Origin of the sequence: Flavobacterium sp. GSP27, assembly GCF_003970395.1 — a bacterium.
Taxonomy (GTDB): Bacteria; Bacteroidota; Bacteroidia; order Flavobacteriales; family Flavobacteriaceae; genus Flavobacterium.
This window is the reverse complement of the sequence record NZ_RYDP01000013.1, coordinates 1-13,806: the sequence shown is the minus strand read 5'-3', so window position 1 is coordinate 13,806 and position 13,806 is coordinate 1. Positions and strand designations below refer to the sequence as shown.

The following is a 13,806-nucleotide window of genomic DNA, read 5'->3' as shown; positions in this document are numbered from 1 at the left end:
AAGACCTATGCGAATTCCATATTCCTACAAAAAACAAAAATTATCTACGTATGAAAGTTAGTCCATTCATGCTCATTGTGATTTTCTTCATTGGAATTTCATCTGCAGCAGCGCAAAAAAAAACAAGTTTAACATTGAACGAAGCCATCAATTTGGCTTGGGCCAAAAGTAATGAAGTTACACTGGCCAATACAAAAGTAAAAACTAAAAAGTACGAACTGCAATCTACCAAAAACAATCAATATCCTGATTTGAAACTTTCAGGGCAATACCAAAGATTAGCAAATGCTTCCGTTAATTTCAAACTCAATCAAAATAATACAGGAACTCAGGAAGCACTCCCAATTGTCAATCAATTGATGATTGGACAGTTGAATGCTAGTGTTCCGGTTTTCTCAGGTTTTAAAATTCAAAATAGCATTACCGTTTATGAAAATTTGTATCAGGCAGAAATGGCTACGGCATTGCAAACAAAGGAGGAAATTGCGTTGCGGGTGATTGATTATTATGCCAGTTTATACAAAGCCCAGAAAACAATTGAACTACTAAAAGAAAATCAAAAAAGTGCGCAACAGCGGGTAAACGATTTTATAGCCCTTGAAAAAAACGGAATTATCCCCAGAAATGATTTGTTAAAATCCCAATTACAGGCTTCGAAAATCCAATTGTCATTAGACGAAACAAATAATAATTTAAAAATCATCAACTTTTATCTGGTTACGCTTTTAAAACTAAATCCGGACACAAAATTAGAGATTCGAGAGCGTGATTTTGCCGATTTCCAAATGACTAATATCCCTGAAAATGAATCACCTGCACTAGAAAATCGAAAGGATTTAGAAGCCCTTCGGTTTCAGGGAAAAGCCAGTGAAGCCAATATAAAAATAGCTAAAGGGTCGTACTATCCGGCCATTGCGTTAGTTGGCGGGTATACGGCATTAGACCTGAGCAATGTGATTACGGTGCAAAACGCGATGAATATAGGAGTCGGGCTTTCGTATGATTTGAGTGCCATTCTAAAAAACGGAACTTTAGTGCGGCTGGCCGAAAATAAATTTTTAGAAGTCCAAAACTCTGAAGCCATACTAACGGATTATATTAAAATCCAAGTTCAAAAAGCGATTGAAGATTATGATTTAGCTTTAAAACAAGATGTTGTATATGGACAAGCGCTGGAACAATCTTCTGAAAATTACAGAATCATCAAAGATAAATATGACAACGGTCTTTCGGACACCAATGATTTACTGGAGGCTGATGTAGAGCAATTGAGTTCTAAAATCAATAAGACTTTGGCCAAAGCCAATACCATTCAAAAATACTATGAGTTACTCTCGGTAACCGGCCAATTATCTCAAACCTTCACGCTTTCAAAATTATAATATACCTACCATGGAAAACAAAAAAACAAATACAAAATTTATCATAATCCTATTGGCATTGGTAGTTTTAGGTGGGACGTACGGAACTTTTAAATACCTGCATTCACAATCTCACGAAGAAACTGATGATGCCCAAATTGAAAAAAACATGAACCCAATTATCCCAAGAGTTTCAGGATATGTGGATAAAGTGTACATCAAGGACAATGATTTTGTAAAGAAAGGCGATACGCTTTTTACCATTGACAAAAGGGATTACCAGTTAAAAATTGAAGAAGCACATGCTGCAATGATTGGCGCTGAAGGTAATTTTGAAGTTACTAAAGCTGATATAGGAAGTGCTTTAGCCAGTATTTCTGTTTCGGATGCCAATGTACGATCTGCAAGTGGTAATATCGAATCCGCAAAAATAAGATTGGGACGCATAACCAGTGATTACAATCGATATGATAATTTATACAAAAGCCATTCGATCACAAAACAACAATACGAACAGGCTTTAGCCGCCAAACTGGAAGCTGAAAGTCAAGTACGCGTGTTACAACAACAGGAAAGAGCCACTGCCTTTCAAAAATCAGTTATTATAGCTAAATCTAAAGTTTCAGGTAAACAGACAGAAGTGGCTGCAGCCAATATACAAAGAGCAAAAGCAATGCTTGATGCCGCAAAATTAAATTTAACCTACACTGCTATCACTGCTGCTATTGATGGTCAGGTATCAAAAATTGATATTCAGCCGGGACAACTAGTGCAACCAGGGCAATCCCTATTTTATATTATCAACAACAATGAAGCATGGGTAGTTGCTAATTTCAAAGAAACGCAACTCAACAATATGGTTATTGGTCAAAAAGTAATCGTAAAAGTAGATGCGTATCCCGAATATGATTTCAAGGGAACCATTACTTCCTTTTCCCCAGCAACAGGATCCCGTTTCTCCTTATTACCGCCAGATAATGCCACAGGAAATTTTGTGAAAACCATTCAAAGATTACCTGTTAAAATAAGTTTGATTCCAACAAATGACCCTGAAAAAATAAAATTACTGCGCCCGGGAATGAATGTAGATGTTGATGTACATTTAGATTAAAGCTGTTTTTTTTGAATTAAAAACGGCACCTCTTTTAATAAAATGATAGTTTACACTTTAGTATAAATGGCACAAGCAGGAGAAGACGATTTAGTAGAATATGGCTACAGACGAGTTCTTATTACGATCACAGCAGTACTTTGTGCTTTACTTGAAATCGTAGATACCACTATAGTCAATGTGGCACTGACAAACATGAGAGGAAGTCTGGGTGCCACATTAAATGATGTTGCTTGGGTCATTACCGCTTATGCTATTGCAAACGTGATTGTAATCCCTATGACCAGCTGGCTTTCACAACAATTTGGAAGACGAAATTATTTTGTGACTTCCATTATCATTTTTACAGTAGCCTCTTTTTTGTGTGGCAATGCCAATAATATATGGGAACTTATTACGTTTAGATTTATTCAGGGTTTGGGCGGTGGTGCTTTATTAGTGACCGCACAAACCATTATAACAGAGAGTTATCCCATTGCAAAACGAGGTATGGCACAGGCTATTTATGGAATGGGAGTTATCGTGGGACCTACTTTGGGTCCGCCATTAGGGGGTTATATTGTTGACAATTTCTCTTGGCCTTATATTTTTTATATCAATATTCCCATTGGTATCATAGCTACTATTCTAGCTTTAACTTTTGTTAAAAGTCCTAAATATGGCGAAAAACTAAAAGCCAATCAGGTCGATTGGTTGGGGATTTTTCTGTTGACTGTGTTTATTGGTTCTTTGCAATATGTTCTAGAACACGGACAACAAGATGACTGGTTCAACAATAAAATAATTATATTCTTGAGTACGGTATCCATTTTTGGCTTGGTATTATTCATTTGGAGAGAAATGACCTACAAACATCCTATTGTCAATTTGCAGGTTTTAAAAGATGGAAATCTAAGAATTGGTGTCATAATGTGTTTCATATTAGGCTTTGGTCTTTATGGTTCCACATTAATAATTCCAATTTACACCCAAACCATTCTAGGCTGGACCGCTACAGATGCAGGATTATTGCTTATTCCGGGTTCAATCACCACTGCTATTATGATGCCCATTATTGGTAAACTAATTCAAAGAGGTGTTCCGCAAAGTTATATGGTGGGTCTTGGTTTTTTGATTTTCTTTTTCTTTACCCTAATGATGCACAACAGCTTGACTCCTAATACGGGTGTTGAGCATTTGTATTGGGGATTAATTTTAAGAGGAATAGGATTGGGACTGCTGTTTGTACCCATAACCACACTGTCACTCTCCACCTTAAAAGGAAAGGATATTGGCGAAGGGGCAGCCTTTACAGGAATGATGCGCCAATTGGGAGGTTCATTTGGAATAGCAATTATCACCACCTTTATCACGAGATTTGGTCAGGAACACAGAGTAAATTTGATTTCAAATTTAGATGCCAGCAAGTTCGAAGTCCAACAACGCGTTATAATGTTGCAAAAAGGGTTTATGTCAAAAGGATTTAGTGCTAATGAATCGCTGAAAAAAGCCTATCAGGTTATTGATTATTCAGTGATGAAACAAAGTACCGTTTTATCGTATATGGATATTTTTCTGTATCTGGGAATTATGTTTCTGTGTTGTATTCCAATCATCTTTTTTATCAAAAAAGGGAAAAACAAAATCAATCCTGCTGATGCCATGCATTAATAAAGAGCCGATTAATAGCGTCTCTAACGGGTAAAAACCAAATGATTGCCCTCCGATAAATTTGCATCAAATTGATAGCTATCATAATTGAACCCTTTCAAATCTTCAATCGTTTGAGCATCCGTATCAATAATATAACGCACCATCATTCCCCTAGCTTTTTTGGCAAAAAAGCTGATGATCTTTAATTTTCCGTTTTTGTACTCTTTAAATTCCGGAGTGATCACAGGAACTTTCAACGCCTTGACATCAATTGCCAAAAAGTATTCCGTACTTGCAAGATTGACAAACAATTCGTCTTCTTTGAGCTCTTTATTTAAAGCTTTTGTAACGATTGGTTTCCAAAATTCATACAGATTTTTGCTTTCGCCAATGGGTAATTTGGTGCCCATTTCCAATCTGTACGCCTGAATTAAATCCAATGGTTTCAGCAAGCCATACAAACCGGATAGGATTCTTAAACGATCTTGTAAAGCTTCTGTTTTTTTTTCTGGAATCGAATACGCATCTAATCCAATGTACACATCACCATCAAAAGTAAACACAGCCGGACGTGCATTTGAAGTGGTAAAAGGTGTTTTCCAATCTTGATTTCGTTTCCAGTTCAAATCTGCTAACTTATCTGAAATACTCATCAAAATTGATAAATCAGCAGGCTTCATCTCTTTTAAAACTTTGTGGACTTCTCGCGATTCTTTTAAAAACAAAGGTTGGGTGTGCAACTCCGTAGGTAGCTGTTTCTCTAAATTTAACGACTTGGCTGGCGATATTACAATTTTCATACACATTACTCTTTCGAGCGCTTTTTATTAATTCTCCCAAAAGTACTAATTGAAATCAAGAAATCAAGAGCCTTTAAACTAATTTGTTTAATAGTGTACTAGAGGATTTAGTTTAGCAACCTTTTTTTTGGTATTTTTGAGTTTAAAAATAACACAAAGAGTAGGTCAACATGAATCTAATTGAAATTAGAAAAGCTACAATCGCTGATCTTAAAGAACTGCAAAAGATAAGTATCCAAACATTTACAGCAACTTATGCCGCTGTAAACACCCCTGAAAACATCACTAATTACATCGAAAAAAACTTCAATGCAGTACAATTAACAACTGAATTGAACAATCCAAATTCCTTTTTTTATGTAGCCATTTCAAAATCAGAAATCGTTGGATATTTAAAAATAAACATAGGTGATGCTCAAACGGAAAACATAAACAAAAATGCTTTAGAAATACATCGGATTTATGTTTTACAAACTTTTCATGGTAAAAACATTGGGCAACTGTTGCTGAACGAAGTAAAAAAGATTGCACAACGTACTGGCGTTGATTATATTTGGCTTGGTGTCTGGGAAGAAAATCACCGAGCCATTCGATTTTATACTAAAAATGGATTTGTAGTATTTGACAAACACATTTTTACCTTAGGAAATGACGAACAAATTGACTTAATGATGCAATTTCAAATACAGCAACAATAATCAAAATTTAAATTGTCGTTTATTTAAGTGACTATAAAACTCTATTTGGTCTGTTTTTATACGAAAATTTATCAAAAAGCTATGAAACAGGATGTAATTATTGTGGGAGCTAGACTGGCAGATCCATTCTGAATACCATCGGCCGCACTTGCCACTCTTTTTGCTCCCGTTGGGAATTTAAAAGATAAAATAAATACCCTTTGGTTCAAAAATAAGTTCGTGGAAAATTCTAAAGGCGTATCACATTGACTATGCTTTGCCTAATCAGGCAAGTGTGCGAAATACGATTGCTGTTTCGGAAATAAAAATATCAGATACGCTGTTCATTTGTGGCGACAACTTACTGAATAGTTCTATCAATGCCGCTCTCAAAACAGGATGATTAGCAGCAGAGGCGATGAAAGTATAGCTTATTATAAAAATAAGCAATAAGATTATCGCTACATTTTTAATGATTTTAATTCGAATAAAAAATAAAATTAGTGAATCTGTGGCTATTCTTTTTTGAATAGCTTCAAGTTGTAAAGCTAATCAACAACAACTTTATAAGTAGGATCTTCTAAAATATTTACGTCAATTACGCTATCCGCGTTTTTTAGTAACACTCTGCAATCTTCGCTTAAATGTCGCAAATGAACCGTTTTATCGACTTTTGCATACCGCTCTGTAATTTTATTTACGGCATCAATAGCACTCATATCGGTAATTTTACTTTCTTTAAAATCAATAATGACTTCGTTTGGATCATTCAAAATATCAAATTTTTCCAAAAAAGCGGTTGTTGAAGCAAAAAATAAAGGCCCATAAATTTCGTAATGCTTCACTCCTTTATCATCTAGGTATTTTTTAGCCCTAATTCTTTTGGCGCTTTCCCAAGAGAAAACTAATGCAGAAATGATGACTCCAACTAAGACGGCTAAAGCCAAATTGTGTAGTACTATAGTAATTAGTGCCACTAAAATCCCAACAAAAATATCGTGTTTTGGCATTTTATTGATGATTCTGAAACTCGCCCATTCAAATGTTCCAATTGCTACCATAATCATGACACCAACCAGAGCCGCCATAGGTAACTGTTCAATTATTGGAGCACCAAACAAAATAATTACAAGTATGGTTAGTGCAGCTATGATTCCTGATAATCGCGCTCTGGAACCCGCCGAAAGATTAACTAATGTTTGTGCAATCATAGGGCAACCTCCCATCCCAAAGAAAAAACCATTCAAAATATTAGCACTTCCTTGGGCGATACACTCTTTATTTCCTTTGCCTTTTGTTTCAGTTATTTCATCAACTAAGTTCAAGGTCAATAACCCTTCTGTCAATCCCACAGAAGCCATGATTAATGCGTAAGGAAATATTATTTGTAACGTTTGCAGGTTAAGAGGAATATTAGGAATATGAAAAGGTGGAAAACCGCCACTTACGGAAGCAATATCCCGCACCGTTTTAGTCTCAATTCCAAAGAAAAAAACCAGTCCAAATACCACAATAATTGCCACTAATGAAGATGGAACTGCTTTTGTTATTTTGGGTAGCAACACCACAATTGCTATTGTCAATGCAACCAATCCTACCATAATAAAGAAAGAAGTTCCAGAAAGCCATTCACTTTTACCATTAACAAAGGTTTTGAATTGATCCAATTGCGACATGAAAATAATTACGGCTAATCCATTTACAAAACCAAACATAACGGGCTGTGGTACCAGTCGGATAAATTTTCCAAGTTTAAAAAGCCCTACTAAAATTTGTAAAACTCCTGCCAAAGCAACTGCTGCAAGAACATATTCTAATCCATTTGAATTCATTAAAGCAATTAAAACAATTACCGTTGCTCCTGCTCCTCCAGAAATCATTCCCGGTCTACCACCAAAGACAGCCGTAATCAATCCCGCAATAAAAGACGCATATAAACCCATCAATGGCGGAAAACCTGCTACTATTGCAAAAGATAATGATTCCGGAATCATAGTCATAGCCACGGTTAATCCTGCTAAAATTTCAGTTTTGTAATTGACTTGCCGTGAAAAATCAAATAAGTTAAATACTTTTTTCATGTGATAATTATAATAAGAATATTTGGGTACAATTTCATATAAAGAAGTTGTGTCGACAAAAAATGCGATAAAATGTTTTTAAAAAACTCTTTTGATTTAAAAACTATAAATCAAGGCGGAGTACCTTGAGAGATTAGAATGGTACCGTTTTTCATAAGAGTTGCAAAAATAAAACTTTTTAATTGTTTCACCAAACAGAAAGTGAAATTGCTTAAATTTGGCAAAAGGTATATCTTTTTTTCAAAAACAAGGGTTTAAATGCCACATCAATAGATTCAAGCATAAAAAAATATCCTTTGCATTAAAAGCTTAAAAGCAAAAAAACCGTTTTGAAAAAAGAACCAGTAAAATACTATCAATACAATTACAAAATCATGAAATTACTCTATACTTTATTCTTCGCACTTTTTTTAAATAATAGTTACTCACAATCCACGAATGACTATTTTGAAAAGATCAGAAACAATGAAGCGGAACTAACTGCTTTCTTTTCGCAAATGCCAAAAGGCGGTGATTTGCATCATCATTTCTCAGGTTCCATTTACGCTGAATCCATATTGCAACGCGCTATTGCAGACGATTTTTATCTCAATATTGAGACGATGGATGTGTTAAAAGAAAAACCAGCAACGGGAAACTGGCTACTATTTTCGACATTGAAAAATAACGGAACATTAGAAGCATATAAGCAAAAAATCATGCAAAAGTGGTCTATAAAAGACTATAATGATGTAGATTATCCATCCGACAAGTTGTTTTTCGAATCATTTATGAAGTTCGAACCGGCCATCAAAGGGAATTTTGGACAAGGATTATTGGAACTTAAAAACAGAGCTATTTCAGAAAATGTCAGTTATATTGAAACCCAATTGTCTACAATCCCAACAGATATGAATACCGATGATTTAACAAAATTCAATTCCAGATTGCGAAAATCAGCTTTAGCAAAAGATGAAAAAGCAGTTTTAAAATCATTGGATTCGGTGTACAATTCACTACTAAAAAAAGATGCCGAATCCTATGCTAAAGCCTTCAATACCAATTTTGTTACTAAGCTGCACAAAGACCTTAAAATCGATGACAAGCAATTTACAATGCGGTATCAAAATTTTGTATTGCGATTTATGGAACCCGTAGATTTATTCAAAAATCTGGTAATCGCATTCATATCTGCAGATGAAAGTTCACTGATGGCAGGAGTTAACATTGTTTCTCCAGAAGATGGAGAAACCTCGATGAAGGATTATTGGTTACACATGCTAATGTTTAAATACTGTCATTCCCGTTATCCAAATGTAAAATATACAATGCACGCCGGCGAGTTGACGCTTGGTTTAGTACAACCGGAAGAGTTAACGTGGCATATTGGATCAGCCGTTTATACTGCAGGAGCCAACCGTATTGGGCACGGAGTAGATATGGCCTACGAGAAAGATTCGTATAATTTGCTGCGTTATATGGCAAAGAAAACCATTCCTATCGAAATCAATTTAGTAAGCAATGAGTTTATTTTGAAAGTAAAAGAAAGCCGTCATCCATTGACTTTATATAAAGAATTTGGCGTGCCAATCGTAATTAGTACGGATGATGCCGGGATTTTACGCACGAATATGACCGAACAATATGTCTTGTTAGCCAAAAGATACAAAGACGTTTCCTATAAAGATATAAAGCAATATGTGTACAACAGCATTCAGTACAGTTTCATCAAAGAGGCTTCTGTAAAAAAACAATTGCTAAATGATTTAGAGTCCAGATTTAAGGCTTTCGAAGCTACATTTCCTTTGAAGTAAATCATTTTCATAGTATAAAATCTTTTTTATAACACCAAAAAATCCGCTCGAAAGCGGATTTTTTTTGTAAAACAGAATCTAAGTTTTGATTATTTTGGATTTAAAATCAATTCAATTCTTTTAATCGCGTCTTCATAATGGTATCTTGTTTCTGCATTTACAACTCTGGTTTTAGCAACTGCTAAGGTGGTTTTTAATGCATTCAACTCGCCTCTCACCAATCCTCTCACATCGGACTGAGCCACATTATAATAGTCAGAAGAACGTCCGGATTTAATTTCTTCTTTCATCAGATAACTCATTCTTTCAATGTATGCGCGTTGCAAATTTCTTCTGTAAATAGTCACATTCGAAGCTAAATTGGCTTCTTTCCAAATTCCTTTACGCATATCACTCAATAAATCCAATGCTTTATAATTAGTAGTTCCCATGATTTCCGCATCCATCAATCGACCAATTCGTTCAAAACTCAACATAGCATTCAAATGTCTGGCTTGTAAATTTCGAAAACGTTCTGTGTAACCGGAGTAATCAATGTTTTTCAATGTACTTACATTCACCAACCACGTTGGAGAAGTAAAAGCATTGGCTTGTAACCATTGCATGGCTTCTTGTTGTTTTGCTTTTGGTACAATTTCATAAATATTTCCGGTTTGGTTTGGCTTTTTGGTTGTTTCATAAACACCGCCCACATTCGTTACCACATGTCCCACATATCTACTCCAGACATCCAGCATTTCTTTGTATAATTCGTCTAAATCCTCATAGTTATTAGTCACATCACTCGTCCATTCTGATAAATGAGAAGCTACATATTGCAAGTTTTTAAGTCCGTATGAACTTGCTTTCATGGAATTATTTCCGATATCTTCCGTTTGTGAAGTTGGATCAAAACTACTGCTTTGTTTCCCATATTTATAAACAAGATTTCCTGCTTTTTCCATAATCCATTGGTCTAAAATAGGCACTTCTACTTCCGGAGAAGAGGCATTAGGAATGACTCTATAGCCCCAATTGGTTGCATAATGATCGTAAGGCCCCATCTGGCGTATGAAACGAATGTCTTTATCTCCAGGTTGAGCGATATAATTAAAACGGGCATAATCCATCAAACTCGCTGCAATTCCATTTTTTTGAGTAAAGGCACCGTCTCTGTAATTTTCAGTATCATACGCACAACTCGCTCCCATATTATGAGGAAAACCAAGCGCATGCCCTACTTCATGTGCAATAACCATGCGCATCATTTCACCCATCTCTTCGTCAGTGGTATTCAAGGTTCTTGCTGAAGGATTTGCTGCTCCGGTTTCTAACAAATAACGGTTTCTATAGGAACGCAAATGATTGTGGTACCAAATAACATCACTCTCTATAATTTCTCCCGTTCTGGGATCAGAAACACTTGGCCCAACCGCATTACGCGTCGTACTCGCTACATAACGAATTACAGAATACCGAATGTCTTCCGGGCTAAAATCAGGATCCTCGTCTTTAGTAGGCGCGTCTTTAGCAATAATTGCATTTTTAAAACCAGCAGTTTCAAAAGGCTTTTGCCAATCTTCAATTCCTTGTTTAATGTATTTGCGTAGTTTTTCAGGCGTGGCAGGATCTAAATAGTACACAATAGGTTTGATGGGTTCTACCAGTTCACCTTTTGCGTAAGCGACAGGATCTTTTGGTTCCAATTTCCAACGGCGGATATAGGTTTTACTGTCGGATTTCAATTCATTACTTCCATAATCAATCTGGCTCATGGTAAACCAACCCACTCGCGGATCTGCTAATCTGGGTTGCATCAGTTTTTCCGGCAACAGAATCATCGATTGATTCATTTGGATGCTAATTGTTTCTGCATCTTCCTGAACAGGCGGTTTAGATGCATTGTAAGTGAAATCCTGAACCACTTCAATATTCATAGGATAACTTTTCATCGTATTGATAAAACTGCGGGATTCATCGAGGCCTTTTACTTTATAGGTTTCTCTCATTTCACTAGATAAACCGCTGATTGATTTGACATCAGTGCTATAAAATTTAGTCACATCAATAACGGTATTTAAAGAATCTTTACTGAATGCTACAATATCAAAAGCAAATAAAGTAGGTTCATAATTATTTGATTTTACTGAAATACTGATGGGTAAACTGTCATTGGCAACGGCACTAAATGATTTTAATTTGATCAGAATTTTGTCCTGAAAACGATGCCAGATAATTAATTGTTCATTGGTTTCGGAACCCGCATTTACATATCCGCCACCTAAATTAGCCGGTAATTTAGCCAACCTACTTACCAAAAGCATGTCTTTATCCAAGTATTTATTCGGGATTTCGAAAAAATATTTTTTGTCCACTTTGTGTACCATAAACAAACCTTCGTCAGAAACGGCGTCTTTGGTAATCACCTTGCTGTATTCCTTGATGGTAGCTTCTGGTTTCTTTTCTGGTGGAGGGGCTACAGTGGTGTTTTTATCTTTTTTTCTTTTCGATTGTGCAAATTGGGTTGTAGGCACAAGCATTAATGCTGCGATTGCAGTTAAAATGAAAAATTTCTTCATTAATAGGTTTTTTATTGGTTAATCAATATCAAAAATAAATTTTAGCACCTGTAAATTACATATAATCTATTGGTTTAACTTTTAATTAACAGCAAACCAATCTGTTTTAAGGTAATATAGTAGCAATACGTTTCTAATGTGATTTTAGTTAGATCCCTTTTTTTATTACATTTGGGAAGATTTTTTTTTATAATTAAGTTCAAAATTATTACTCAAACCTATATTTTTAATTGTCACCGTTTAAAAATACTTTCTAAAAGTCGCCATGTGATTTCTAGAGAAGCATTATTTTTTTTGGACAACCAATCTCCTTTTAAATACAATTATAAAACAAAACAATAAAAAATGATTCAAAATAATCTCTTTAAAACACCCTTGTTTTTAGCAGTTTTAACATTGCTTTCCTGCAATGGTTACTCGCAAAAAAACCTTTCAAAAATTGCTTTTGGATCGTGTTCAAACCAAAGTAATTCCCTGTCTATTTTTGATGTCGTGGTAAAACACCAACCAGATTTATTTATATTTCTGGGAGATAATATTTACGGTGACACTGAAAATATGCACACACTGCAAGCCAAATACGAGCGATTGGCAGCTAAACCTACTTTTCAAAATTTGAAAAAAAATATGCCTATCATAGCTACTTGGGATGATCACGATTACGGCCAAAATGATGCAGGAAGGCATTATCCCAAAAAGAAAGAATCAAAAGAACTTTTTCTTAATTTTTTTGGGGAACCTATAGCTTCCGAAAGACGAAAACACGAGGGAATATATACCTCTTATTTGTATGAAACTAAAGGCAAAAAAGTACAGATTATCCTGTTAGACAACCGTACTTTCCGGGATGATTACAAGCTATATAATAACGAACTTGAGGATGACAAACGTTATTTTTACTCCTTGGACTATGCACCAGTACAAAACCCGGATTCCACATACTTAGGAGCCGAACAGTGGAAATGGTTAGAAACAGAACTACAAAAACCAGCTGATCTTCGCCTAATTGGTTCAGGATCCCAGTTTGGGATTGAGTACAACGGGTATGAAGGCTGGGCTAATTTTCCGCTGGAGCAACAAAGATTTTTAGATCTAATCAAGAAAACCAAAGCAAACGGTATTTTGTTTTTGACCGGAGACGTTCATTATGGTGAAATTTCTAAACTTACAGAACCCGGATTATATCCTATTTACGACTTTACCTCCAGCGGACTTTCCTCCACCTGGCACTTTGCGACACCCAACAAAAATAGAATTGAAGGCCCTATTATGGATAACCATTTTGGCTTATTAACAATTAATTGGGGGGAAAAAATTCCTCAAATAAAAATGGAAATTTGGGATGTCAATAATAATCAACGTGCAGAATACACAATTGGGTTGGATGAAATTAGTTTTAGAAAATAGCAGATTTTAAGAATGATTTTTTATGCTAGCCTATAATTTTCTTAAAAATCAAAAGTTCGCTTCCTAAACCATATAAACAAGCTCAAGATATTTTTATATTGAAAATAAGTCTGGATAAAGAATGAATTCAGTGACTATTCTTATTTTTTTAGCAATCTCATTCACTCGGTTGCAAACATAACTAAGACTTAGGTAGAACTGTAGTACTTAAAAATCATAAAGATACAATATGAAAATCCTTAACTTAATGACATTGGGCACGAGCCAGAGGCATCGCGCTAGCCGTTGGGATTATTTCCGCTCGGACACCAGCTTTCTGAATCATTGAATCATCTATTAAAGAAATCAACTGTCCGAAAACAGATTTAGTCGAAAAATACTTATTT

9 protein-coding genes are annotated in these 13,806 nt (G+C 35.3%); 6 read left to right on the top strand and 3 right to left on the bottom strand.

Annotated features, from left to right (window positions below):
• The first annotated feature begins 50 nt into the window (after window positions 1–50).
• The 3 genes from EKM05_RS11550 to EKM05_RS11540 all read left to right on the top strand — a co-directional run bounded on the left by EKM05_RS11550 (window position 51) and on the right by EKM05_RS11540 (window position 4,122).
• The gene (locus tag EKM05_RS11550) at window positions 51–1,382 is read left to right on the top strand and encodes a TolC family protein (protein ID WP_126555434.1); all 1,332 of its coding nucleotides are present in this window, start codon (window positions 51–53) and stop codon (window positions 1,380–1,382) included.
• A 10-nt stretch (window positions 1,383–1,392) separates the two neighbouring features.
• A complete protein-coding gene (locus EKM05_RS11545; protein WP_126555431.1) occupies window positions 1,393–2,472 on the top strand; it encodes an HlyD family secretion protein in 1,080 nt (359 codons plus the stop codon).
• Between the two features lie 66 nt (window positions 2,473–2,538).
• Window positions 2,539–4,122 carry an MDR family MFS transporter gene (locus EKM05_RS11540; RefSeq protein WP_126555429.1) on the top strand — a complete coding sequence of 528 codons (1,584 nt, stop codon included), beginning with the start codon at window positions 2,539–2,541 and terminating at the stop codon, window positions 4,120–4,122.
• 23 nt (window positions 4,123–4,145) lie between these two features.
• On the opposite strand, the gene yaaA is transcribed toward EKM05_RS11540, so the two are convergent.
• Entirely contained in the window at window positions 4,146–4,904 is a 759-nt protein-coding gene (yaaA, locus tag EKM05_RS11535; protein WP_126463432.1) for a peroxide stress protein YaaA, read from the bottom strand.
• Window positions 4,905–5,074: 170 nt separating this feature from the next.
• On the opposite strand from yaaA, the gene EKM05_RS11530 reads away from it, so the two are divergent.
• Window positions 5,075–5,602: a GNAT family N-acetyltransferase gene (locus EKM05_RS11530; protein ID WP_126463434.1), complete on the top strand. Its 528-nt coding sequence runs from the start codon at window positions 5,075–5,077 to the stop codon at window positions 5,600–5,602.
• Window positions 5,603–6,129: 527 nt separating this feature from the next.
• On the opposite strand, the gene EKM05_RS11525 is transcribed toward EKM05_RS11530, so the two are convergent.
• On the bottom strand, window positions 6,130–7,662 hold the full coding sequence (locus EKM05_RS11525; RefSeq protein ID WP_126555426.1) for a SulP family inorganic anion transporter: 1,533 nt from the start codon (window positions 7,660–7,662) through the stop codon (window positions 6,130–6,132).
• Window positions 7,663–8,036: 374 nt separating this feature from the next.
• Here EKM05_RS11525 and EKM05_RS11520 point away from each other — a divergent pair, with 374 nt between their 5' ends.
• On the top strand, window positions 8,037–9,455 hold the full coding sequence (locus EKM05_RS11520) for an adenosine deaminase (RefSeq protein ID WP_126555546.1): 1,419 nt from the start codon (window positions 8,037–8,039) through the stop codon (window positions 9,453–9,455).
• Between the two features lie 89 nt (window positions 9,456–9,544).
• On the opposite strand, the gene EKM05_RS11515 is transcribed toward EKM05_RS11520, so the two are convergent.
• Window positions 9,545–12,013: a zinc-dependent metalloprotease gene (locus tag EKM05_RS11515; RefSeq protein ID WP_126555423.1), complete on the bottom strand. Its 2,469-nt coding sequence runs from the start codon at window positions 12,011–12,013 to the stop codon at window positions 9,545–9,547.
• A 345-nt stretch (window positions 12,014–12,358) separates the two neighbouring features.
• On the opposite strand from EKM05_RS11515, the gene EKM05_RS11510 reads away from it, so the two are divergent.
• Entirely contained in the window at window positions 12,359–13,420 is a 1,062-nt protein-coding gene (locus tag EKM05_RS11510; RefSeq protein ID WP_126555420.1) for an alkaline phosphatase D family protein, read from the top strand.
• Window positions 13,421–13,806 lie beyond the last annotated feature (386 nt).

What these genes read in the sequence shown, in the direction of transcription:
- EKM05_RS11550 (WP_126555434.1), top strand. Translation starts at nt 51, where the DNA reads ATGAAAGTTAGTCCATTCATGCTCATTGTGATTTTCTTCATTGGAATT.
- EKM05_RS11545 (WP_126555431.1), top strand. Translation starts at nt 1,393, where the DNA reads ATGGAAAACAAAAAAACAAATACAAAATTTATCATAATCCTATTGGCA.
- EKM05_RS11540 (WP_126555429.1), top strand. Translation starts at nt 2,539, where the DNA reads ATGGCACAAGCAGGAGAAGACGATTTAGTAGAATATGGCTACAGACGA.
- yaaA (WP_126463432.1), bottom strand. Translation starts at nt 4,904, where the DNA reads ATGAAAATTGTAATATCGCCAGCCAAGTCGTTAAATTTAGAGAAACAG.
- EKM05_RS11530 (WP_126463434.1), top strand. Translation starts at nt 5,075, where the DNA reads ATGAATCTAATTGAAATTAGAAAAGCTACAATCGCTGATCTTAAAGAA.
- EKM05_RS11525 (WP_126555426.1), bottom strand. Translation starts at nt 7,662, where the DNA reads ATGAAAAAAGTATTTAACTTATTTGATTTTTCACGGCAAGTCAATTAC.
- EKM05_RS11520 (WP_126555546.1), top strand. Translation starts at nt 8,037, where the DNA reads ATGAAATTACTCTATACTTTATTCTTCGCACTTTTTTTAAATAATAGT.
- EKM05_RS11515 (WP_126555423.1), bottom strand. Translation starts at nt 12,013, where the DNA reads ATGAAGAAATTTTTCATTTTAACTGCAATCGCAGCATTAATGCTTGTG.
- EKM05_RS11510 (WP_126555420.1), top strand. Translation starts at nt 12,359, where the DNA reads ATGATTCAAAATAATCTCTTTAAAACACCCTTGTTTTTAGCAGTTTTA.